Source organism: Curtobacterium sp. C2H10 (assembly GCF_025407985.1).
GTDB lineage: Bacteria > Actinomycetota > Actinomycetes > Actinomycetales > Microbacteriaceae > Curtobacterium.
On sequence record NZ_JABXGF010000010.1, the window covers coordinates 38000 to 60530 of the forward strand.

The following is a 22531-nucleotide window of genomic DNA, read 5'->3' on the forward strand; positions in this document are numbered from 1 at the left end:
AGGTAGGGATTCATGGCCAGTCAGGACTGGTTCGACAAGGACTTCTACAAGGTCCTCGGCATCGACAAGACGGCGAGTGACGCTGAGCTGAAGAAGACCTACCGGAAGCTCGCGCGGCAGTACCACCCGGACTCCAACCCGGGCGACGCCGCCGCCGAGAACCGCTTCAAGGAGATCAGCGAGGCGTACTCGGTGCTCTCCGACAAGGAGCAGCGCCAGGAGTACGACCAGGTCCGCGCCATGGGCTCCGGCGCCCGCTTCACCGCGGGTGGCCCGGGCCAGGGCGGCGGCTTCGAGGACGTCTTCGGCGGCATGTTCGGCCAGGGCGGGGGCGGACAGCGTGTCCGCTTCGGCCAGGGCGGAGCAGGTGGCGCCGGCGGCTTCGAGGACATCCTCGGCGGGATGTTCGGCGGTGGCGGCGGCTTCGGCCAGACCACCGGCGGCTACCGCGGCTTCGGTGGGCCGACGAAGGGCCGCGACGTCACCGCGACGACGACCCTCGACTTCACCACCGCGATCGCCGGCGACACCGTCAAGCTCTCGCAGGGCAACGGCCGTCCGGTGAACGTCCGCATCCCCGCGGGGGTCGCGGACGGGCAGAAGATCCGGCTGCGTGGGCGCGGCGAACCCTCGCCCGACGGCGGAGAGGCCGGTGACCTCGTGGTCACCGTCACCGTCCGCAAGCACCCGGTGTTCGAGCGCGACGGGCAGAACCTGCGGCTGGACGTCCCCGTGACGTTCGTCGAGGCGGCGCTCGGCGCGACGATCGAGGTCCCGACGCTCGGCGGCTCCACCGTCAAGCTGAAGGTCGCACCCGGCACGCCGTCGGGTCGCGTCCTCCGTGTCAAGGGCCGCGGCGTCGCCACCAAGAACGGGACGGGCGACCTGCTCGCGACCGTCCAGGTCGCGGTGCCGTCGCACCTGACGGACAAGCAGCGGGAAGCGGTCGAGGCCCTCGCCGAGGCCCTGCCCGACGAGGACCCCCGAGCGGACCTCCTCGCCAAGGCGCGCAGCTAGCGCTCCGCGACCACAGCAGTAGACCGGGTCTGGAGGCACGGCGCGGCTCCGTCAGGAATGCGCGCCGTGCCTCCAGTCTGGTTTCCGGACCATGCGAACGACGGAAAGGAACACGCCATGACCGACATGGACGAGAACTCGCCCGTCTTCGCGATCGCGATGGCGGCGGAGCTCGCCGAGATGCACCCACAGACGCTGCGGCAGTACGACCGGCTCGGCCTGGTCGTGCCCGGCCGCACGCGCGGCGGGTCGCGCCGGTACTCGATGCACGACGTCGCGCAGCTGCGCGAGATCGCACGCCTCGGGTCCGAGGGCGTCTCGCTCGAGGGGATCCGCCGCGTCCTCGAACTCGAGAACGAGAACCGCGCGCTCCGTGCGCGCGTCAGCGAGCTGGAGACGGCCCTCGCCGACCAGCTCATCAGCCGGCCGGGCGCCCGCGTGTTCGCGGCGACCACCACCGGCGGAGCAGTGCCGCTCCGTGCCGGCATGCGGCCGCAGCGGAACACGCAGATCGTGCTCTACCGCGGGCCGCGCTGACCCGTCCCCACCGGGACCATCGGTACGCTGGCGCCGTGCCACCGGACTTCGCCGACTTCTTCCGCCGCCGCGACGACGACGCGCCGGACCTCATCGCGATCGACGGTACGGACCGCTTCATCCTCGACGAGGCGCCGCACGTGCACGGCGACGCGCTCCGGCAGCCCGGCGAGGTCGCCGTCGTCGACGACCGGTACGGCGTGCTGACCCTCGGGGCGATCACGGTGCACGGTGCGTCGGACGTCCGGGTCGTGCAGGACTCCCTCGTCGGGGTGCGTGCGCTCGAGGCCAATGCCGGCACCTTCGGACGCCGGGGCTTCCACCACCCCTCGTCGCTCGAGCAGGCGTTCCGGGACGTCCGGCTCGTGCTGCTCCGGCTGTCGAAGTCGAACGACCGGCTCGACGAGCTCGCCCGCGCCGTCGCCCGGTTCGCCGCGCCCGACGTCGTGCTGCTGTGCGGCGGGGTGTCGAAGCACATGAACCTCTCGCAGAACGACGTCCTGCGCCGGTACTTCGGCGACGTGACGGCGTCCCGCGGCCGTGGGAAGTCGCGGCTGCTGATCGCGCAGGACCCGCTCCGCGCCCAGGCGACCCGGGCGGACGCGACGAACCCGTGGCCGCGGTCGGTGCACGTCGACGACCTCGGGATGACGCTCGTCGCGCACGGCGGGGTGTTCGCCGGGACCTCGCTCGACCAGGGCACCCGGGTGCTGCTCGACGCGATGGACGATGCGGTACCCGGCGCTCGGACCGCCGTCGACCTCGGCTGCGGGAACGGGGTGATCGCCACCGCTCTCGCGCGGCGTCGACCGGGCATCCGGGTGATCGCCACGGACGTGTCGCAGATCGCCGTGGCGTCGACGATCGCCACGGCCGAGGCGAACGGCGTGGCGGACCGGGTGCTCGTCGTCCGGAGTGACGCCGGCGACGAACTCGACGAGGGCTCCGCGCAGCTCGTGCTCTGCAACCCGCCGTTCCACGCGGACACGACCGTGACCACGGACGCGGCCGAGGCGATGTTCCGGAACGCGGCCACGATCCTCCAGTCCGGCGGGGAACTGTGGTGCGTCTGGAACTCGCACCTGCGGTACCGGCCGGTGCTGGAGCGGTTCGTGGGGGCGACGCGGCAGGTGGTGCGGACGCCGAAGTTCACGGTGACGGCGTCGCGGCGGGCGTGACCGCGAGCAGAATGCAACATGTTTAGCAGGCGGTTCCCGGCGTCCGTAGCGTCTCGACGTCCGCCGGGGTTCCTCCCTCACAGCGACGTCGATCCGCCAGCACTCCACACCTGACCACTGCGACGTAGCCACGACCCCGCGCGGGCTGTACACACAGTCCGAACCGTTGGAGTCGCCCCTTGGCACACCTCGCCAGCCCCACCCGCGCACGCCCCCAGCTCGACTTCCTCGACGGATTCCGCGGAGCCCTCGTCCTGCTCGTCGTCACCGGTCACGCGATCGGCTACAGCGGTCTCCGTGGAGAGATCGCCGGAGCCGATCCGGCCCTCGGTCAGTTCCTCGTCGCGGTCGAGCTGCGCGTCCCGATGTTCTTCGTGCTGTCCGGGTACGTCCTGATGATCGCCGTTGCGCGCGATCCCGAACTCAGACTGCGCGGCGGGATGGCCGGGCACGTCCGCCGCCGCGCCCGACGACTCCTCTTGCCCTACTTCGCAGCGCTCGCCCTCTCCCTCGGCCTGATCGCCACCGTTCCACTCCTGCAGATTCCGGCAGGTACCGCCTGGGACCCTCGGATCCCCGTGACGTGGGAGAGCGTCGTCACGCATGCGCTCCTGGTGCACAACTTCCTCCCCGAGGGGTTCTTCCGCATCAACGCACCGCTGTGGACGATGGCCGTGGAATGGCAGCTCGGCTTGCTCATGCCACTGCTCCTCGTGTTCTGGCGTCGGAGGTCTCCCCTGGTGGTCATCCTGCTCCTGCTCCTGCTCGCGGGCGCCTCCAGCGCCACGGGCGTGATGGACTGGTCCGCGCCGATCCTGCTGCCGCTCTTCGCCCTCGGCATGTACGCGGCGCACGTCACCCACCGCGACGACGTTGCCGATCCGGTGACCACGGCGATCCTCGGCCGTCGCTGGCTGGGGATGACGTGTTGCACGGTGCTGATCGTCGGCGCCGTGCTGGTCGGGATGCTCGAGGCGTCGATGCTGCGCGGCCTGCCGACGATCGCGTTGCGGTGGGCACTCGCCGGATCGGCCGCCGCGATCTTCCTCGCGCTCGTCACCCACCGGCAGTCGGTTTCGGCGCACTCACCGACCACGGCACTCGCCCACGACGTCCTTGCCTGGGCGCCGCTGCGGCACGTCGGGTTGATCTCCTACAGCGCGTACCTCATCCACAGCCCGATCCTCGCGATCGCGAACCTCGTGATGATCGGGACCGGTCTCCCGACTGCGTTGATCGTGGTGCTGCAGCTCCTCGTCACGACGCCCGTCGTGTTCGTCGTCGGCCTGCTGTTCGCCGTGTGCTTCGAACGGCCCGTGATGAGCGCACGGCAACGGGCAGCGCTCGACCGACTCCTGCCAGGTCGTCCCTACCGATCTGTCGACAGTATTTGATATACTGAAGGTGATGTCACGATCAACCCGAAGGGAACCACCATGAAGCGCCTCCTCCTCACCACGATGATCGCCGCCGCAGCGGTTTCGCTCGCAGGATGCACCTCCGGCGCGCCGGAGCCCCACGAGAAGGTCGCCGAGTCGACGCCGAAGGCAACGATCACATCGACCCCAGTCCCTGGGTACACACCGCCCACCGGAACCTGCGACGACGGCACCGCGACCATCATCGCCGACGTCGAGGAGATCGCACTGCCGGACGGCTGCGCGAACGTACGGATCGTCAGCAGCGCGTCGACGATCACGCTCGGACCGGTCGAGCACCTGCAGATCGAGGGCAACGACAACAGCGTCACCGTGGCGTCTGTGGACGAGATCGCAGTGTTCGGCGATCGGAACGACATCGGACACGGCGGCGAACCGACGGTGGACGACGAGGGCGCCGAGAACACGATTGCTGCGAAGTAGTCCCCAGTGACGACGAAGGGCCCCGCTCGACGAGCGGGGCCCTTCGCGTCTGCGCGCTACCCGACGGTCGTGCGGAGTGCTTCGAGGTACCCGAAGCCGTCCTGGGCGTTCGGGATCAGCCCCGGCCCGCCCTCTGCCCACTCGGAGACGTTGTACACGGTGATCATGCGTGGCAGCCCCTGCTGGTCGATCGCGCTGACTGTCTTCCGGAGGAGTCGGCGGAACGACTCCGGCGAAGCACCGGCGACGGCGTACGACGACGGATGGGGCTTGACGGTCTCGAGGGACGTGAAGACACCGGGGACGGTGTTCTGCCGGCCGAACGCAGTCGTCGTGTCCAACGAGTCGACGTAGGCGTCGTACCCGTCGTTCGTCGTCGCGCCGGCGTACTTGCCGTCGTACGACGAGAAGTACACGTTGACGTGGTCGTCTCGGAGCGAGTCGGCGTTCGCGGCGATCACACCGCCGTTGCGGGCGAGCACGGTCACACCGTCGTACCCGATCGATCGAAAACGATCGGCGAGATCTCGGAGGAACGCCGTCGACTTCGCACTTCCCTGGTAGTTGTCGAAGTTGCCGCGGAGCGCCTCGAGGTCCCAGACGTTGACCACGGCGTAGCGTCCGCCGTCCACTGCTTCGGTGTGAGCCCACGGATGGGCTGCCACGAACGCGACGAGCTCCTGCGCCCGCCGGCTGATCTCGGCGGCACCACCCTTGTTCGCGAGCGGGAGGACGTAGCCGAGAGCCTTCGCGTTCGGGGTCTCCTCGAAGTAGGCGTGCGACCAGGTGCCGTCCTTCGACCAGGACGAGGAGAAGCCGGCGGCGTTCGGGAAGCTGACCGCGTCGACGCCGCCCGATGCCAACCAGTAGGCGATCCAGCCCAGGACATCGGGGTCGTCACCACGGTAGTTGCCGATCAGCGGAGCCCGCGACGGGTCCCAGCCCGGCGCGGCCACGCCGTCGCCGGTGTTGTCGGGCTTGTTCCACCGCCAGTCGTACCAGCCGTTCCAGTCCGACGACGCCAACGAGGTCTCGTTGCCGAACCCCTGGTACCAGTGCGCGACGACGTCGATGCCGGAGTCGATCGTGGCTGCGGGCGGACTGTCGAGTCGCCCGAAGTCGAACGGCACGTCGCTGACCGCGCAGGCGGCGTTCTGGGGCGTCCCGAAGTCCGTGCGGTAGGGAACATCCGCCGCCGGAGTCGTCGGCCACGAACACCCCGGATGCTCGCTCGCCTGGGTGGGGCCGCCCGCGACGATGCGGTGGAGCACGAGAATCGAGGCGAGGACGACAGGGAGGGAACGAAGGGCGAGCCGGACCGGCTTGGTGAACTGCATGGCGAGAGGGTAGCTCCGGCCGGTATGTCGTCACGAGGAATATGTATGCATGCGATATCAGGCTCGCCGACGCGCCGCCCCCTGGACACTGACGGGCCCCGTGGCGACAGCCGGCGCGTCGCCGTAGTAGCCGCCGTAGACACCGTAGGAGAAGTCGCCACCACGGCGGGCCGGCAGCATGGTCAGGACCACGCCGAGGATGCGCGCCTCGATCTTCTCGAGACGGTCGAGGGCTGCGCGGAGATGTGCCTTGCGCCCTGACCGGGCGGACGCCGCGACGATGACACCGCTGCAGACCTTCGACAGGACCGCGGCATCGGTGACCGGCAGCAGTGGGGGCGCGTCGACGACGATGAGGTCGTACGTGCGGCCGAACTCCTCCATGAGGACTTGCATGCTCTGGGATCCGAGTAGCTCGCTCGGGTTCGGCGGGATCCGACCCGCGGGCAGGATGTGCAGGCCACCGTCGCCCCATTGCTGGACGACGTCACTCGGCTCAGCACGCCCGACCAGGACATCGGAGAGACCGGCGGCGCCCTCGAGGTCGAACACCTGGGCGACCCGCGGCCGGCGGAGGTCCGCGTCGATGAGCAGCACGCGGGCATCCGAGTCGGCCATCGCGATCGCGAGGTTGGTCGACGTGGTGGTCTTGCCCTCCGACTGCATGGCGGACGTCACCATGACCGTCTGCATCTCTGCGTGACCGGCGAGGTAGGCGATGTTGGTGCGCAGGTCGCGGATCGCCTCACCCAGCGCGCCGCGGGGTGCGTGCCGCATGAACAACGACTGGGTCTCGTGGTCGGGGTTGAAGCCGATCGCGCCGAGGACGGGCAGGTCGGCCACCGCCGCCACGTCCGAAGCGGTCCGGATCCTCGTGTCGAGCATCGAGCGGATGAAGAGCGCGGCGATGGCGAGTGCGAGGCCGAGGAGCGTCCCGAGCGCGAGGTTGAAGGACGGCCGCGGATCGATCGGGCCGGTCGGCTGCGTCGCCGGCTGGAGGGTGGTCACCTTGACCGGGCTGCTGCCGTCGGCGAGCGGCTGCTCGAGATCCTCGACGACGGCGCCGATGCTCGTACCGATCGTGTTCGCGATCCGGGTCACCTGCGCCGCATCGTGCCCCTGCACGGACACGTCGAGCAGCTGCGAACCCTTCGGCGTCGAGACCGACACGTCGGACGCCAGCGCCTTCGGCGTCCGATCGAGACCGAGTTCGCGCACGACCGGCTCGAGGACCGGAGCGCTCGTGACGACCGGGACGTAGCCGAGCACCTTCGCCTGGGCGGCACTCGAGCCCTGGTTGAGCTCGGACGCGCTCTGCGACTGGCCGGTCTGCACTGCGACGTAGAGGCGCGTGGTCGCCTGGTACGACGGCGTGCTTACCACAGTGAGGGCGACCCCACCCGCGGCACCGAGCAGGGCACCGAGGAGCAGGAGCCACCAGCCGGAGCGGAGCAGACGCATCGCGTTCGAGAAGTCCATGGGTACTCGTCTCGTTGAAGGAGGTGGTTGGCTCAATGATATATCACATGTGATTGTCATTCAAGGGTGCGACGCTTCGCGGTGCCGAGGATCATTCCGAGCGCCACGAAGTACGGCGCGGCCGAGTTCGGACTGAGGGCGACCTCGTTGAAGGTCGCGTTGGCGAGGAACCCGAGGATGAGCGCGAGCGCGCCGAGTCGCAGGCGCGCATCGGCGAGGTGGCGGGCATGCGCGATCACCGACCAGAAGAACACGGCGTAGAGGAGGATCCCGGGGATGCCGAGCTGTGCGATGATCACGCCGACGCCGGACTCCTGGACCTCGGATTCACTCCCGCCGTCGAAGAGCCCGGCGAGCACACCGACGTTCCCGACGCCGCGTCCGAGCGGATGCCCGGGCAGCTCGACGAAGGCCGCGGTGAACCCACCGACGTGTGCCGCCGTCGAGCCACTCGAGTTGTCCAGGGTGAAGAGGTAGAACCCGGCGCCGGCCCCCACGACGACGATGATCGACAGCACGCGCACGACCGGGTGCGCGTAGACCTGCGCCCAGAGCGCGACGAGGATCAACACCGACAGGAAGAAGCCCTTGCTCACCGTCATCACGGCACCGACGGCGGTCAACAGCATGACGAGCCGGCTCCGGACGAGCATGGCGGCGGTGAACGCGGCGAAGAGGAAGGTCCCGAAGTTCACGGGGTCGGCGAACGACGACACCATCCGACGGACGATCTCGCCGTCGAACTCCTCGGACGAGTAGAAGTTGGCGGGGAGCGGACGGACGTCGGCGATGCCGAGACCCTTCGCTTCCCACAGGTGGCGCAGACCTGCTCGCTCCCAGAACTGCGGCGCACTCAGCTCGAAGAAGCCGAACAGTACGGTGCACGCCCCCAGCACCGCCAGTGCCCCGAGGTAGCGGTTCACCCGCGTCTGGGTCGACGCCAACAATCCGATGAGCAGGAAGAGCATCGGCGTCACCAGGTTGCGGAACGAGGCGACGGCAGCGACGGGTTCCGCGCGGAAGAGCACGAGCCCGAGCGCGGTGAAGACGAGGAGCCCGGCGATCACCAGGACAGATCGGCGGACGAGCACCGTCCGGCTGTCGGCGACCGGGTCGGGGACCGCGGCCGTGGACGCGCGAGGGCGACACACGGCGAGGATCGCCACGAGCAGCACGGCATCGACGAAGTTGAGGATGATGATGACCTGGAGGGCGCTCGGCGCCACGTCGTCGGCGACGAGCAGGAGGTACAGGTTCTGGGTGGCAGAGATGACGGTGGGCACGAGCACGAAGCCCGACATGTCCGCTCCGCTCCGCACAGCGTGGATCGCCGGGACCACGAGCAGCGCGAGGAGGAAGGTGCCCACTGCTGCGAGCTGGAGCGCACCGTCGAGTGCGCTCGACGCGAGCACCCCGGCGACGAAGACCGCGAGCAACAGGATCGGGAAGAGCAGGCCGGGACGCGGGGCTCCGACCGACGACGCGATGCGCGCAGGCGACGACACGAGGGCACTCACGCGGCACCTCCGGGGAGACGTCGCACCACTGCGGCCCTGACGACGACGAGATCCGAGCGTCGCAGGCCGACGAGGCGCCGCGGGTCGTAGCCGAGTACGCGGTGCAGTGCGATCGCGTTCACGAGTGCGATCGCGACGCCGCCGCAGAGCGTCGAGACCGCCGCGGCCATGACCCCGATCGCCGGGGTCAGCACGAGCAGGACGGCGATGTTCACGAGGCAGCCGAGCACGAATGCCAGACTGCGCACACCGGGCCGTCCGCGCGCGATGAGCGCCGAACCTCCGATCGTGGACGCGCTTCCGATGCACGTCGCGACCAGCAGGACGAGCACGAGCGGGACGGCACCGACGAAGTCGTCGCCGAACGCGACGGGGACGAGCAGCGGTGCGGCGAACGCGAGGACGACGGACACGACGAGCACCGCGCTCGAGGCGATGCGCGCAGTCCGTGCCAGGCGCTCGTCGGACCGATCAGCGGCGTCGGCACTGAACGAGACGTCGCGCGCCGCGTCGCTGATCACTCGTGGGAGTTCGGCGACGGTGACCGCGACGACGTAGAGCCCGAGCGCCTCGACGCCGACCAACGGTGTCAGGAGGGCCTGGTCGAGCCGGAGCAGGAGCGCGCCCGAGACGCTCCCGATCCACACCCGCGCGCCGTACCCGAGCATCGATCCCATCGTCGGGCCGGTGCCCGGAGCAGCGGCTGCGCTCGGACGAATGGCCGTGCGCCGGAGGAGACCGAGGTAGGCGAAGCCGCCCAGGACGGGCGACAGCGCGAGCACCGCCACCGCCAGCTCGATCGAGAGCGAGCCCGCCATGGCCGCCCCGCCGATGCCGCAGAGCCGGACGGCGGCCGTGATGAACCGCTCCACGGCGACGAGTCGCCAGCGACCGGAGCCCCCTGCGGCCGCCTGCAGGACCAGGACGACGAGACTCGGCAGGACGGCGCACGCGGCGATCGAGACCAGACGTGCGAGCGGCGCGTCGCCGCCGGCGAACCAGTCGCTCAGCATGACGAGGGCGACCGTCACCAGCACGGCGACGACCGCGACGAGCAGCGCCCCCCGGAGGACCAGCCGCCCGAGTGGACCAGTCCGTCGGGCCGCGTGGAAGGTGACGGACGCCGGGACACCGATCGTCCCGATCGTCGTGGCCAGCAGCAGCGGCGCCGTGACGGATGCGACAGCCCCCCGACCGTCGAGTGACAGCCCGTGCGCGAGGATCGGTGCCGTCGCGAGCGCCGCGAGCGGAGCGAAGGCGCTCCCCGCGATCGTGATGAGCGTGTCCGAGCCGTGGCGGCGGGACGGTGTCGGGTCAGTGGTCACGCAACTAATATAACAAATGCTAGGTATTGAGCGCCAGACTTCCCCCGCACCCGCTAAGGTCGTCATCGTGCGATGGAGTCGAGTGGGCTGGCCCGCCGTCGGGTACGTCTCCCTCGAGGACGTCGACGGCTACCCCGAACACCTCGCACGCCTGGTGACCGACGCCCCGCCGTCCGTGGCCGCCCTCGCGTCCGTCACGTGGAGCGAGTCCCGCATCCAGAACTGGCGCATCGAGGAGGCCGGCCGCCACGGTGACGCCGGCGTCGACGCGACACCGACCCACACCGTCCACGCCGTGTTCGTCGTCCGCAACGACGAGGTGCTCGACACCCCGGACGGCCTCTGGCGCCGGTGGAACCACGCGCGGGTGTCCCTCCGCTTCGACCGTGCCGTGCTCGATCCGTCCGACACGGAGGCGCTCGACCTGCTGGCCGGTGACGTCCACGTCTCCCGCGGTGAGATCGCACACGTGGACGCCGACGTCTGGGAGCTCCGCCTGCTCGTCTCCCCCACCGGCGAGCTCGCGATCCACTTCCGCGACGTCGTGATCGAGGTGCGGCCGGTCGACGAAGAGGACTGGGCAGCGCTCGAGTCACGCCCTGCCCACGGCTGGCACGGCCCGGTCCCGGACGGCTGGGTCGAGTGGGCGACCCCGGCGGTGCGGGCTGCGGCGCACGGAGACGTCGGCGGCCTCTCGCTGGCGCTCGACGGCATCGGTCAGGACCCCGCCGGCATCGACGAGGTCGACCCGCGGTGGGGCTTCGCGCCGCTGCACGCGGCCGTCTGGTTCGACAACCGCGGCACGACCGAGGCACTGCTCGAACGCGGTGCCGACGTCCGGGTCGAGGACGCCGAGGGGCGCACCGCGATGGACATCGCCCACGAGCGCGGCTCACGCCGGGCGGAGGAGATCCTCCTGGCCTGGTTCGACCGGCCGGCTCACGAGCCGACCCAAGGCGACTGACGACCGACGGGAGGCGCGGTGCCAGCTGGCACCGCGCCTCCCGTCCGCCCTCCGGCTGGGTCTCAGACCGTGAGCGCGTTGGCGGCGGCGACCCGCCCGTACCACCGCGCCGAGTCCTTCGGCGTCCGGGCGAACGTCACCGGGTCCCACGACACGAGCCCGAACGTCGGGCGGAAGCCCGACGCCCACTCGTAGTTGTCGAGCAGCGACCAGTGCTGGTAGCCGAGGACCTCGATGCCGTCCTCGATGCAGGCGTGGATCCCCTCGAGGGCACCCTGCGTGTAGGCCACCCGGCGGGAGTCGTCGGCGGTGGCGATCCCGTTCTCGGTGATCATGAGCGGCACGTGCCCGGAGAGCTCCCACGCGCTGCGGAGCCCGTCGGCCGAGGCCTCGGGGTAGAACTCCCACCCGGTCAGGGTCGTCTCGACGTCGTCGGCCACCGGGAGCGGGCCCGACGCTCCGATGAAGGTGCGGGTGTAGGCCTGCACGCCCAGGAAGTCGTCGCCGGCGGCGTTCTCGAGGTACCAGTCGTCGCGCGGGTACCCGTACTCGCGGAGCATCTCGTCGGCGCCGGGCTCCCCGTTCGACCGGAACGCCTGCGTCGCGATGGTCCAGCCGGACTGAAGGCCGGACACCTGCGACAGGACCTCCCGCGAGCGCTTGTGCGAGGCGAGCAGGGCGTCGGCGACCCCGAGGTCCGGGTTGGGCAGGCCGTAGGCGACCAGGTTCGCCGCGTCCTCACCGCCGGCGAGCATCGCCGCGATGTTCGGCTCGTTGATCGTGCAGACGTAGCGGACGCCGTCCTGCACGACGGGGAGCGCGGCCTCGGTGTAGCGGGCGAAGAGGTCGGCGGCGTCGGGGGCGCGCCAGAAGCCGTCGCGTTCGAACCAGCGCGGCACGGTGAAGTGCATGAGCGTGACGATCGGTTCGATGCCGAACTCGTGGCAGGTCTCGACCATGCGGCGGTAGTGGTCGAGCTCGGCCCGGCTGACGAACCCGCGCTCGGGTTCGATCCGCGCCCACTCGATGCTGAACCGGTAGGAGTTCAGGCCGAGGTCGGCCGCGATGCGGATGTCCTCGCGGTACCGGTGGTAGCTGTCGGCGGCGTCACCCGAGGGCTCGACGATGGTGGTGTCGGGCTCGTGCTCGTGCACCCACCAGTTGCTGTTGACGTTGTTGCCCTCGATCTGGTGCGCGGCGGTGGCGGCGCCCCAGAGGAAGCCCTTCGGGAACTGCAGCGTGGTGATGATCGTGCCTTTCAGTGCTGTGACAGGAAGCGGTCGAAGGTGTGGAGCGTCGCCGACGGGTTCTCGACCTGCGGGCCGTGGTAGCTCTCGGGGATGACCTCGTAGACGGCGCCGGTGTCCTCCGCCATCTGCCGCTGCCAGGGGATCGGCCAGGCGCCGTCCCACTCGCCGTGGGTCACGAGCACCGGGAGCCCGGTGGCGCGGAGTGCGGCGGAGGAGTCGGTGTGGTCCTCGAGGATGTGGCCGCCGGCGACGACGCTCGCAGGGTCGTGCGCGTCGAAGCGGTCACGGACGAACCGGGGGTCGTCGGGGAGTTCCTCGTCGGGCCGGTACGCCCAGAGCGGGTTGGTGGAGTCGAACAGCTGGCGGAGGTTGCCGCCGGTGTCGTGCAGGATCGTCAGCTCGGCGACCTTGCGGTAGGGCCAGCCGTACGGTCCGGAGCAGAACTGCACCACGTCGCGGAAGGCGCTCGGGTCGGCGATGGCCGCCTCGCGGACGATCACGCCGCCGAGCGAGTGGCCGATGAGGTGCACGGGTGCGCCGTCGTCGAGCAGTCGTGCGACCCGGACGACGTCGGCGGCCTCTTCCTCGAGTCGGTAGCCGTCCGGCCCCGATGCGCGCGCCGAATCGGCCTGGCCGCGACGGCTGATCGCCACCGCCGTCCAGCCGGCGTCCCGGAGGAGCGGCATGAACGTGCGCCAGTCCTCCTTCGAGCCGGTGTACCCGGGGACGACGAGGACGGTGCCCTTCGACGGCCCGGGAGGCACGACGCGGTAGGCGGTGAGTCGGCCGACGGGGAGGTCGATGCCGACGACGTCGACCCCCTCGGGGGTGGGCAGGTGGCCGAACGGCGGAACGGACGGGAAGTCGCGGAGCGTGCTCATGCCAGCAGCGCCCGTCGTGGGTTCGGCACCGCGTCGAGCAGCGCCACCGTGTAGTCGTCCTGCGGGTGCTGCAGCACCTCGGCCGTGCGACCCCGTTCGACCACGGCGCCGTCGTGCAGCACCATGATGTCGTCCGTGATGAGGCGCGCACTGAGCAGGTCGTGCGTGATGTAGAGGAGCGAGACGCCCCACTGCTCGCGGAGGTCCTCGAGCAGGGCGAGCACCCCGGCACGGAGCGTCACGTCGAGCATCGAGACCGGCTCGTCCGCGATGATCACCTGCGGGTCGGACGCGAGCGCCCGGGCGATGACCACGCGCTGGCGCTGGCCACCCGAGAGCTGGTGCGGGAGCTTCTGCGCGAACTGCTCCACCGGCGTCAGGCCCACGGTCTCGAGCAGCTCGAGCACGCGCTTCCGGGTATCGCGCCCGCGCAGGTTCGTGTAGTTCGCGACGGGGCGGGACAGCGTGTACTCGACCGTGTGCAGCGGGTTGAGCGCGGCGTACGGGTCCTGGAACACCATCTGCACCTCGGAGCGGAGGTCCTTCAGCCCCCGTCTCCCGAGCTTCGCCACATCCGTGTCGCCGAACCGGACGGTGCCGGTCGTCGGCTTCTCGACGCCGGTCAGCATCTTCGCGATCGTCGACTTGCCCGATCCGGACTGGCCGACGAGGGCGAGCGACTGCCCGGGTTCGAGGGTGAACGACACGTCGCGCACCGCCTGCACCGGCTGCTCGCCGCGACGGGGTGCCGGGTAGGTCTTGACGAGGTGCTCGACCACGATCGGGTTGCGGGCGGCGCTGCGCTCGCGGGAGCCGACCGTGCTGAACGACGTCGTGGTCTCCTGGCGGGTCGCCGACGGATCGCGCTGCGACCGGTCCGGGAAGCCTGGCAGGCTCACGACCTCGGCACGCGGGTCGGCGTAGTGCGACAGCAGCATCTGCGTGTACTCGTCCTGCGGGTCGCGGAGGATCTCCTTCGAGCCGCCGTCCTCGACGATGCGGCCCTCGTGCATGACGAGCACGCGTTCGGTCGCTTCGAGGACGATGCCGAGGTCGTGGCTGATCAGGATGGCCGTGAATCCCTCGGACTGCTGCAGCTCGATGATCGTGTCCATCACGGCGTGCTGCACGAGGACGTCGAGCGCGGTGGTCGGCTCGTCGAACACCATGAGCTGCGGCTCGAGCGAGAGCGCCAGGGCGATCGACACGCGCTGCCGCATGCCGCCGGACAGCTCTCCCGGGTACCGGGCGAGCATGGCGGTGGGGAGCTTCACCTTCTCGATGAGCTCCTTCATCCGGGCGTCCCAGCGATCACGCGACACGTGGCCGTGGGCCGTGAAGATGTCGATGAAGTGGTTGCGGATGGTCCGCACCGGGTTGAGCGCGTTCATGCCGGACTGCAGCACCATCGCGAACCCGCCCTGACGCTGCTGCCGGAGGGCTTCCTCGTCGAGGTCGCGGATGTCGTGGCCGCCGAAGAAGATGTTGCCGCCGTTGGTCCGAGCCGGCGGCTTCTGCAGCCGGGTCAGCGCGTAGCCGAGGGTCGACTTGCCGGAACCCGACTCCCCGACCAGGCCGACGAACTCGCCCTTCCGCAGCTGGAAGGACACGTGGTCGACGGCCTGGACGGCCTCCTGGCCGGCCGATTCGTACACGACCGACAGGTCGCGGACGTCGAGCAGCACGTCCTGCGTGGCGCTCGTGGTGTCGGACGGGAGGCGCGTGGCGGCGCCGTCCCGCGCCTCCAGGCCGTCGATCGGTTCGGAACGCGAGCCGCTCATGCGGTGGCCTCCTTGCGCTTGCGACGCGCGCCTTCGCGCAGTCGCGGGTTGGACACGGCGTCGACGCCGAAGTTGATCAGGGTCAGGCTCATCGCGAGGAGTGCGATGCAGAGACCCGGGGCGAACAGCAGGATCCACTGACCGGTCAGCAGGGCGTTCGAGTTCTGCGCCCAGTAGAGGATCGTGCCCCAGCTCACGATGGACGAGTCGCCGAGTCCGAGGAACTCGAGGCCCGCCTCGGCGAGGATCGCGCTCGTGGCCGCGCCGAAGAACGAGCCGACGATGAGGCTCGTCATGTTCGGCAGGATCTCGCGGAACACGATGCGCGTCGCGCCGTCGCCGGAGAACTGGGCCGCGGTCACGAAGTCACGACCGCGGAGGGACTGCGTCTGGCTGCGCAGGACGCGCGCGCCCCAGGCCCAGCCGGTGACCACGATCACCGCGATGATGACCGCGATGCCGCCGTTCTGCAGGTACGCGGCGATGACGATCATGAGCGGCAGGCCGGGGATGACGAGGAAGAGGTTCACGATGAACCCGATGACCTCGGCGATCCAGCCGCGGACGTAGCCCCAGCTCAGGCCGATCGCGACGGCGACGAGCGTGGACAGCAGCCCCGCGACGGCACCGACGAGCACGGAGATCCGGGCGCCGTAGATGATCTGCGACAGGACGTCCTCGCCGGCGGCGGTCGTGCCCATCCAGTGCGCGCCGGTGGCGTCGGCGCTCCGGGCGAACCCGTTCTGGCTCGCGCCGTACGGGGCGAGGAGCGGGGCGAAGATCGCCACGATCACGAAGACGGCGAGGATGATGATGCCGATCCGGGCCTTGGTGTTGCTCCAGACGACGCCGAACTGGCGGGCGGCGGCTCGGAGTTTGCTCGGGGCGGTGGGTTCTTCTGCTTGCGTGCGAACTGCGATCGTGGTCATCGGCGCGTCCTCGGGTCCAGGACGCCGTAGAGGACGTCCACGATGAAGTTGGCGATGAGCACCGACACGGTGATCATCAGGAAGAGGGCCTGCATGAGCGGGTAGTCCTGCCCGATCACGGCGTTGAACAGCAGGTAGCCGATGCCCGGGTAGCCGAACACCTGCTCGACCAGGACCGAACCGCCGACCACACCACCGAGGGCCAGACCGAAGCCGGTCAGGTTCGGCAGGATCGCGTTGCGGGCCGCGTACCGGATCGCCACGGTGCGACCACGGAGGCCGTTCGCCTCAGCGAAGGTCACGTAGTCGTCACCGAGGGTGTTGATCATGGCGTTGCGCATGCCGATGATCCAGCCGCCGAGGCTCGTCACGAGGATCGTGATCGCCGGCAGGACCGCGTGCTGCAGGGCGTCCCCGAGGAACGCACCGTTCAGGCCCGGGGTCGTCGTCGCGGAGTAGGCGCCCGTGGTCGGGAACCAGTGCAGGACGTAGCCGAGGAAGAACAGCAGCAGGAGCGCCGTCCAGAAGTACGGGAACGTCGACATGAACGAGCCCGACAGCGTCGGTAGCGAGTCCAGCCAGGTGCCGCGCTTCCAGGCCGCGCCGACACCGATCAGGGTGCCGAGCACGAACGCCAGGATCGTCACGACGCCGACGAGGATCAGCGTGTACGGCAGGGCCTGGGCGACGAGGTCCCCGACGGGCTGCGGGTAGAACGTGTAGCTCGTGCCGAAGTCGAGGGTGATGACCTGGTGCAGGTAGCTGACGTACTGGTCCCAGAGGTTGCCGCTCGGGACGCCGAGCTGGGCCTCGATGGCCTTCTTGGTGGCGTCGGTCACCGGGCCGTTCTGGCTGAGCTTCGCGAGGGCGGCGTCGGTCGGGCTGCCGGGCATGAGTCGCGGGAGCACGAAGTTCAGCGTGACCGCGGCCCAGAGGGTCAGGACGAAGAGGACGAGTTTCTGGAGGATGTACTTCACTTCTGGTCCTCTTCGGCCTTGATGATCGCCCGGCCGGCTGCGCTGTCGCGGAGCCGCAGCTTCGAGAAGATGAGCAGCGGTGCCGAGTCGTAGTTCTGCGGCGCCATGTAGGGGTCCTCGGCGCTGGGCCAGCCGACGAACTTGCCGGTGTTGAACAGGCCCCAGAGTCCGCCGTAGTACATGCCGATCACGGGCAGGTCGTCGTACACGATCTCCTGCAGCTGGTTCAGGATCTCCTGCTGCTTCGCGGTGTCCGTCGTCGCCTTGTACTCGTCGAGGAGCTTCTGCGTGTCGGCGTTCTGGTACCGCTCGTAGTTGTTCACCGTCGACTTGCCGACCGGCTGGTAGAAGTCGCTCGAGAGCAGGGAGTTGAACGCCTGGTAGACGTCACCGTTGCCCATGCCGCCCATCGCCATGTCGAACTGTCCGTTGTTGAGGTTCGACTGGTAGCCGGCGGGCTGCGGTGCCTGGATCGACACCTTGATGCCGATGGCCGTCAGGTTGCGCTGGACGGTCTGCGCGGCGCGGAGCCAGTCCGAGTAGCCGTTCGCGGTCATGATCGTGATGGACAGCTGCTTGCCGTCCTTCATGATCTTGCCGTCCTGCTCGGTCCAGCCGGACTTCGCGAACGCCTGCTTCGCGGCGTCGACGTCCTGCGCGACCATGCCCTGGTCGGGGATGTCCGGGTTGAGGTACTTCTCCTGGTTCGGCAGGATCAGGCCGGTCTGGCCCGCCGCCGCCAGGTTGCCCTCGGACGCGGTCTCGGCGATGTCGTCGCGGTCCAGGGCGAGGGAGATGCCCTTCCGGACGTTGACGTCGTTGTACGGCGCCTTCGTCAGGTTCGGGATGAGACCGATGACGCCGCCGGCCGGGAACCACCACGTGTTCGTCTTCGACGCCGCTCCCCAGGTGCCCTTCACGTCGGAGATGAAGGAGTACGCCCAGTCGTAGCCGCGCGTGACGGTGTCGAGCTGCGTGTTCGTCGCCGGGAGGATCAGGTGCTTGATGGCGATCTTGTCGGCCTGCCAGTACTTCGGGTTCTTGTCCATCGAGTACTGCTGGTCGGTGTAGTTGCCGAGCACGAACGGACCGGTCCCCACGGGGTTCGGGTCACGCCACGTCGTCGGGTCCTTCACACCGCCGTAGTGCTTCTCGCCGAGGATGTACGTCGCGCCGATGATGTTGAGGCTCGGCACGTCGTCGCCCTTGAGGTGGAAGACGACGTGGCCGTCCGTGCTCTCGATGCTGTCGATGTGCTGCCAGGCGCCCTTGACGTCCATCGCCGGGAACTTCTTGAGCAGGTCGAACGTGAAGACGACGTCCTTCGCGCTGAACGGCGAGCCGTCCGACCACTCGACGCCCTTGCGGATCGTCATGTCGATCGTGCGCGCGTCCGGCTGGTCCCAGCTGCTCGCGAGCCACGGGGTGCCCTTGCCGTCGAGGGGGTTGATCTCGATGAGCGGCTCGTACATCCACTTGCTCGCCGTGCGGGCGTTCGCGATGTACGGGTTGAAGTTGCGGTCGAACAGCGGGTTGCCGTGGTCCGCGTTGATGAGCATCGTGTCCTTGCCGATGCTCGGGTCCGGCTGGGACCGGACCTGGATGCTGCAGCCGGTGGCCGCGAGGGCCACGACCGCGATGCCGGCGATGGCCGCGATGAGGCGGCCTCTCCGTCCCCGGCGGGTGCCCGGGGTGCGCGCTGGGACGCGCTGTGGGGGAAGCGTCATTGCTCGGTCGACCTCCGTGTCGAGTCGGTACGGAGACAATGTATGCGCTTACATCGCGTCGCGCAACCGGGCGGGTTGTTTCGCGGGGCGGCACGTGTGCGGGCGGTCCGGACCGCAGTGTGCGAGGTTCCGACCAGCGTGCGGGGGCGCGAGGGTCCCACGGTGCGCGGAACCTCGCACACTGCGGCGACGCGGCGACGCGGGACCTCGCAGCGGCGAGACGGCGCCGCGGGAGCTCGCACACCGGCGCAGCAGCCGCCACCTACAGCGACGGCGGGCAGCTCTCGCGCAGGAGCACCTCGACCGGCAGACGCATCGCCCGCGGCGGCCCCTCGCGGCGCTCCAGCCGGTCCACGATCGCCCGCACCGCCGCACGCCCGAGCTCCCCCATCGGCTGGTGCACGGTGGTCAGCCGCGGCGACGAGAACCGACCCGCGTCGATGCCGTCGAAGCCCGTCACGACGAGTTCCTCCGGCACCCGCACACCACGCGCCCCCGCGGCGTCGAGCACCCCGAGCGCCGACTGGTCGTTCGAGCAGACGATCGCCCGCGGGACGGCGTCCCCGTCGAGCAGCTGTGCCGCGAGCTCCCGGGCCCGCGCACGCCCGAAGTCGCCGTGCACGACACGCACCGACGACGCCGGCACCCCGTGGTCCTCGAGCGCCTGGCGGAACCCCGCGGAGCGCTCGATGTCGTCCGGCGAGTCGATCGGCCCCGCCAGGTAGACGAGCGACGACCGGATGCCGAGGCGCCCGATCACGTGCGCGCCGAGCGTCCGCATGCCTGCGGCGTTGTCCACGCTCACCGAGTCGAACCCGTGCGAGCGCCGGTCGTCGGCGAGCACCACGACCGGGATCCGTCGGGCGACGTGTTCGAGCAGGTCGTCGGGCACCGTCTGAGCGAGCACCGCGAGACCGTCGACCCGGCCGGCGACGTCGTTCACGATGACGTCCCGCGAGGACCCCCGCCCCGCGGCCACCATCAGCGCCAGACCACGCTGCCACGCCTCGGTCTCGGCGCCGCGCAGGACCTCGTCGAAGTACAGGTTGGACGAGAACGGCTGCGTCACGTGCCGCCGGTCGTCGACGACCCGCACGCCGCCGTCCGTGACGAGGTCGGGGCGTTCGTCCGGCACGACGTCGAACCCGGGCAGCAGCAGTCCGACCACGCCGGTGCGCTTGCCCGCGAGGGCCCGTGCGTTGCCGGAGGGGACGTACCCGAGCGTCCGGATCGCCGCCTGGACCCGGTCGCGCGTGCCCTCGCGGACGGCATCCGGCGTGCGGAGCACGCGGGAGACGGTGGCGATGGAGACGCCCGCCGCGGAGGCCACGTCGTAGACCGTGGGAGGTGCGGTGCGCTGCTCGGCCAAGCCCGTCCCTCCTGTCCGACGTCCGCTGGTGTCGTGCCGCGAGCCGCGCGGCCGGACCATCCTAGGCATGGTGCCGGCCGGGACTTTCCCACATGTGACGGAAACCCCTTGCGCGATCCGGACAGCGCGCGCGACACTGTCACGACCTCAGCACGTCCCGTGAGGAAGCGCACCAACGACGGTGCCCACACACACAGGAGAAGACGCGATGTCCCAATCGACACGGTCCGGCAGCAAGAGCGCGATCCGGCTCACCACCGACGAGGCCGAGGTGCGCGACGCACTGCTCGACCACTCCGACGGCGGCAACGCCTGGATCTTCGACCAGATCGACGCGGCCGAGGACGCGGCGACGAAACCGTAGCGGCCTTCCCGGAGGCGCGGTGCGGGTCCGCCCCGCACCGCGCCCTTCGCAGGTGGGCGCGTCCACGGCACGGCCGTCGCGTCAGCGCTCGGTGCTGCCCACGATCGCCATGCCGGCGCCACGCAGACGCCGGCGCTCCTGCGCGATCCACGCCAGCAGCCGGTCGTTCGTGCCGGCGACGTGCGCCGCGAGCAGCTCGGCCGCGCGGTCCGCATCCCCGGAGCGCACGGCGTCGATGATGGCGCTGTGCTCCTCCCATGCGGCGTCGCGGGCCTCGGGCGTGCGCACCTCGATCCAGCGCGTGCGCTCCAGACGGGTGAGTGCGTCGGCGATGGCGTCGGTGATGAACCGGTTGCCGCCGAGCGCGGCGAGGTCGAGGTGGAACGTCGAGCCCATCCGGATGCCGGCCTGCTGGTCGGGCGTCGGCCGGAGGGAGTCGAGGTGGCCGCGGACCTCGGCGAGCTGCTCCTCGGACGCGCGTGCCACCGCGAGCCGAGCGGCGGCGGGTTCGAGGACGCCGCGGAGTTCCGCGAGCGAGGCGATCTCGTCGAGGTCGATCGGGGTGACCGTCCACGAGCGGCCCTCGTGCAGGATGAGCCCTTCGCGCTCCAGCCGCGACAGGGCTGCGCGCACGGGGGTCCGTGAGGCGTGGAACCGCGCCTCGAGCCCCCGCTCGGAGATGCGCTCCCCCGGGGCGATCTCGAGCGTGAGGATCGCGGCTCGGAGGTTGTCGTAGAGCTGGCTCGTCTGCGACACGGGCGCTGCATCGGTCGTCTCGGTCACGGCGATCCAGCCTAGCGGCGATCCGGACCGGATGGTATACCGTAATGGTATACCAATCCGTTCCACACTGAAACGATCTCGTGACCACCACCTCCCGCGCCTGGACGATGCTCGGCCTCGGCGTCGCCGCCCAGGCAGCCGGCACCCTCGTGGTGTCCGCCCCCGCGCTGCTCATCCCGTACCTGCACGCCCACGGCACGACGCTCACCCTCGCCGGGCTCTTGGCCGCCGCACCGACGTTCGGCATGGTCCTGACGCTCATCGCCTGGGGTGCGATCACCGACCGCGTCGGCGAGCGCGTCGTCATCGCGGGCGGGCTCGTCCTCACGACCCTCGCGGTCGTCGGGGCCTGGCTGGCCGCGGGTGACCCGGTGCTGCTCGGCCTGGCGTTCCTCGCCGCCGGCATGACGAGCGCCTCGACGAACGCCGCGAGCGGACGGGTCGTGGTGGGGTGGTTCCCGAAGGAGCGGCGCGGCCTCGCGATGGGCATCCGGCAGATGTCGCAGCCGCTCGGGGTGACGCTCGCGGCCGTCACGGTCCCGCAGCTCGCCGAGGCGGACGGCATCCGCGCGGCCCTCGTCCTGCCAGTCGTCCTGTGCGCCGTGCTCGCCGTGCTGTGCGCGATCGGCATCGCGAACCCGCCCCGCCCCGCGCGTGCGGACGCCCCGGTGGAGCACGTCGCGAACCCGTACCGGGCGAACGGGTTCCTCTGGCGGATCCACGCGGTGTCGGTCCTGCTCGTCGTGCCGCAGTTCACGCTGTCCACGTACGGGCTGGTGTGGCTCGTCGGCCTCGGCTGGTCGACCCCGGCCGCGGGACTGCTCGTCGGGGCGTCGCAGTTCGTCGGCGCCGTCGGGAGGATCCTCGTCGGCGCCTGGAGCGACCGCGCCGCCTCGCGCGTCGGCCCGCTGCGGATCGTCGCGGTGAGCGCCGCCGTGGTGATGGGGCTGCTGGCGCTGGTGGACGCCACGCACCTCGCCGCCGCCGCGGTGTTCCTCGTCGTCGCCACGAGCGTGACCGTCGCGGACAACGGGCTCGCGTACACGTCGGTGGCCGAGGCCGCGGGGCCGTTCTGGTCCGGGCGGGCGCTCGGGGCACAGAACACCGGGCAGTTCATCGCGGCGAGCGCCGTGGGTCCCGGGGTCGGCGCGCTCGTCGGGGCGCTCGGGTTCGCGGCGTCGTTCTCGATCGTGGGGGTGTTGCCGCTGCTGGCGCTGCCGCTGGTGCCCCGGCGGGATCGTTCCCACGACTGAC

The 22531-nt window shown here is 70.3% G+C and carries 20 protein-coding genes; 8 read left to right on the forward strand and 12 right to left on the reverse strand.

The window, feature by feature from the left end; all coding sequences use genetic code 11:
- Nucleotides 1-12: 12 nt before the first annotated feature.
- From HWD93_RS06630 to HWD93_RS06650, 5 genes are all read left to right on the forward strand, one after another.
- A complete protein-coding gene (locus HWD93_RS06630) occupies nucleotides 13-1017 on the forward strand; it encodes a DnaJ C-terminal domain-containing protein (protein ID WP_261646400.1) in 1005 nt (334 codons plus the stop codon).
- A 126-nt stretch (nucleotides 1018-1143) separates the two neighbouring features.
- Nucleotides 1144-1554, forward strand: coding sequence for a heat shock protein transcriptional repressor HspR (locus HWD93_RS06635; RefSeq protein WP_070419260.1), 411 nt, complete (start codon nucleotides 1144-1146; stop codon nucleotides 1552-1554).
- A gap of 35 nt (nucleotides 1555-1589) precedes the next feature.
- Nucleotides 1590-2732, forward strand: a complete 1143-nt coding sequence (locus HWD93_RS19430; RefSeq protein ID WP_071294409.1) for a class I SAM-dependent methyltransferase — start codon at nucleotides 1590-1592, stop codon at nucleotides 2730-2732.
- Nucleotides 2733-2911: 179 nt separating this feature from the next.
- Nucleotides 2912-4126, forward strand: a complete 1215-nt coding sequence (locus HWD93_RS06645; RefSeq protein WP_071294408.1) for an acyltransferase — start codon at nucleotides 2912-2914, stop codon at nucleotides 4124-4126.
- Nucleotides 4127-4168: 42 nt separating this feature from the next.
- The gene (locus HWD93_RS06650; protein ID WP_071294407.1) at nucleotides 4169-4594 is read left to right on the forward strand and encodes a DUF3060 domain-containing protein; all 426 of its coding nucleotides are present in this window, start codon (nucleotides 4169-4171) and stop codon (nucleotides 4592-4594) included.
- A 56-nt stretch (nucleotides 4595-4650) separates the two neighbouring features.
- Here HWD93_RS06650 and HWD93_RS06655 read toward each other — a convergent pair whose 3' ends face one another.
- From HWD93_RS06655 to HWD93_RS06670, 4 genes are read right to left on the reverse strand one after another with little or no spacing between them, the layout of a single operon-like run.
- Entirely contained in the window at nucleotides 4651-5931 is a 1281-nt protein-coding gene (locus tag HWD93_RS06655) for a hypothetical protein (protein ID WP_071294406.1), read from the reverse strand.
- A 57-nt stretch (nucleotides 5932-5988) separates the two neighbouring features.
- Nucleotides 5989-7410 carry a polysaccharide biosynthesis tyrosine autokinase gene (locus HWD93_RS06660; RefSeq protein ID WP_071294405.1) on the reverse strand — a complete coding sequence of 474 codons (1422 nt, stop codon included), beginning with the start codon at nucleotides 7408-7410 and terminating at the stop codon, nucleotides 5989-5991.
- 56 nt (nucleotides 7411-7466) lie between these two features.
- Nucleotides 7467-8927: a hypothetical protein gene (locus tag HWD93_RS06665; RefSeq protein WP_071294404.1), complete on the reverse strand. Its 1461-nt coding sequence runs from the start codon at nucleotides 8925-8927 to the stop codon at nucleotides 7467-7469.
- On the reverse strand, nucleotides 8924-10252 hold the full coding sequence (locus HWD93_RS06670) for a lipopolysaccharide biosynthesis protein (protein WP_261646401.1): 1329 nt from the start codon (nucleotides 10250-10252) through the stop codon (nucleotides 8924-8926). Before HWD93_RS06670 ends, HWD93_RS06665 begins: the two co-directional genes overlap by 4 nt.
- A 67-nt stretch (nucleotides 10253-10319) precedes the next feature.
- Here HWD93_RS06670 and HWD93_RS06675 point away from each other — a divergent pair, with 67 nt between their 5' ends.
- Nucleotides 10320-11216: a hypothetical protein gene (locus HWD93_RS06675; RefSeq protein WP_261646402.1), complete on the forward strand. Its 897-nt coding sequence runs from the start codon at nucleotides 10320-10322 to the stop codon at nucleotides 11214-11216.
- Nucleotides 11217-11278: 62 nt separating this feature from the next.
- Here the strand turns inward: HWD93_RS06675 and HWD93_RS06680 are convergent, their stop codons facing one another.
- From HWD93_RS06680 to HWD93_RS06710, 7 genes are all read right to left on the reverse strand, one after another.
- Complete coding sequence (locus HWD93_RS06680) at nucleotides 11279-12466, reverse strand: glycoside hydrolase family 1 protein (protein ID WP_374115147.1); 1188 nt, start codon at nucleotides 12464-12466, stop codon at nucleotides 11279-11281.
- A gap of 8 nt (nucleotides 12467-12474) precedes the next feature.
- Complete coding sequence (locus tag HWD93_RS06685) at nucleotides 12475-13347, reverse strand: alpha/beta fold hydrolase (protein ID WP_261646403.1); 873 nt, start codon at nucleotides 13345-13347, stop codon at nucleotides 12475-12477.
- Nucleotides 13344-15128 carry an ABC transporter ATP-binding protein gene (locus HWD93_RS06690; RefSeq protein ID WP_261646404.1) on the reverse strand — a complete coding sequence of 595 codons (1785 nt, stop codon included), beginning with the start codon at nucleotides 15126-15128 and terminating at the stop codon, nucleotides 13344-13346. Before HWD93_RS06690 ends, HWD93_RS06685 begins: the two co-directional genes overlap by 4 nt.
- Complete coding sequence (locus HWD93_RS06695) at nucleotides 15125-16057, reverse strand: ABC transporter permease (RefSeq protein ID WP_070417090.1); 933 nt, start codon at nucleotides 16055-16057, stop codon at nucleotides 15125-15127. The genes HWD93_RS06690 and HWD93_RS06695 overlap by 4 nt, the downstream gene beginning before the upstream one ends.
- Nucleotides 16054-17034 (reverse strand): ABC transporter permease, encoded by a 981-nt coding sequence (locus tag HWD93_RS06700; protein WP_070417091.1) that lies wholly within the window; start codon nucleotides 17032-17034, stop codon nucleotides 16054-16056. Before HWD93_RS06700 ends, HWD93_RS06695 begins: the two co-directional genes overlap by 4 nt.
- On the reverse strand, nucleotides 17031-18761 hold the full coding sequence (locus HWD93_RS06705; protein ID WP_254789384.1) for an ABC transporter substrate-binding protein: 1731 nt from the start codon (nucleotides 18759-18761) through the stop codon (nucleotides 17031-17033). Before HWD93_RS06705 ends, HWD93_RS06700 begins: the two co-directional genes overlap by 4 nt.
- Nucleotides 18762-19023: 262 nt before the next feature.
- Nucleotides 19024-20130: a LacI family DNA-binding transcriptional regulator gene (locus HWD93_RS06710; RefSeq protein WP_261646405.1), complete on the reverse strand. Its 1107-nt coding sequence runs from the start codon at nucleotides 20128-20130 to the stop codon at nucleotides 19024-19026.
- Nucleotides 20131-20338: 208 nt separating this feature from the next.
- On the opposite strand from HWD93_RS06710, the gene HWD93_RS06715 reads away from it, so the two are divergent.
- Nucleotides 20339-20494 carry a hypothetical protein gene (locus tag HWD93_RS06715; RefSeq protein ID WP_156794780.1) on the forward strand — a complete coding sequence of 52 codons (156 nt, stop codon included), beginning with the start codon at nucleotides 20339-20341 and terminating at the stop codon, nucleotides 20492-20494.
- A gap of 81 nt (nucleotides 20495-20575) precedes the next feature.
- Here the strand turns inward: HWD93_RS06715 and HWD93_RS06720 are convergent, their stop codons facing one another.
- Nucleotides 20576-21277, reverse strand: coding sequence for a GntR family transcriptional regulator (locus HWD93_RS06720; RefSeq protein ID WP_254789385.1), 702 nt, complete (start codon nucleotides 21275-21277; stop codon nucleotides 20576-20578).
- 107 nt (nucleotides 21278-21384) lie between these two features.
- Between HWD93_RS06720 and HWD93_RS06725 the strand changes: the two genes are divergently transcribed.
- The gene (locus HWD93_RS06725) at nucleotides 21385-22530 is read left to right on the forward strand and encodes an MFS transporter (protein WP_092384989.1); all 1146 of its coding nucleotides are present in this window, start codon (nucleotides 21385-21387) and stop codon (nucleotides 22528-22530) included.
- Nucleotide 22531: the final 1 nt, after the last annotated feature.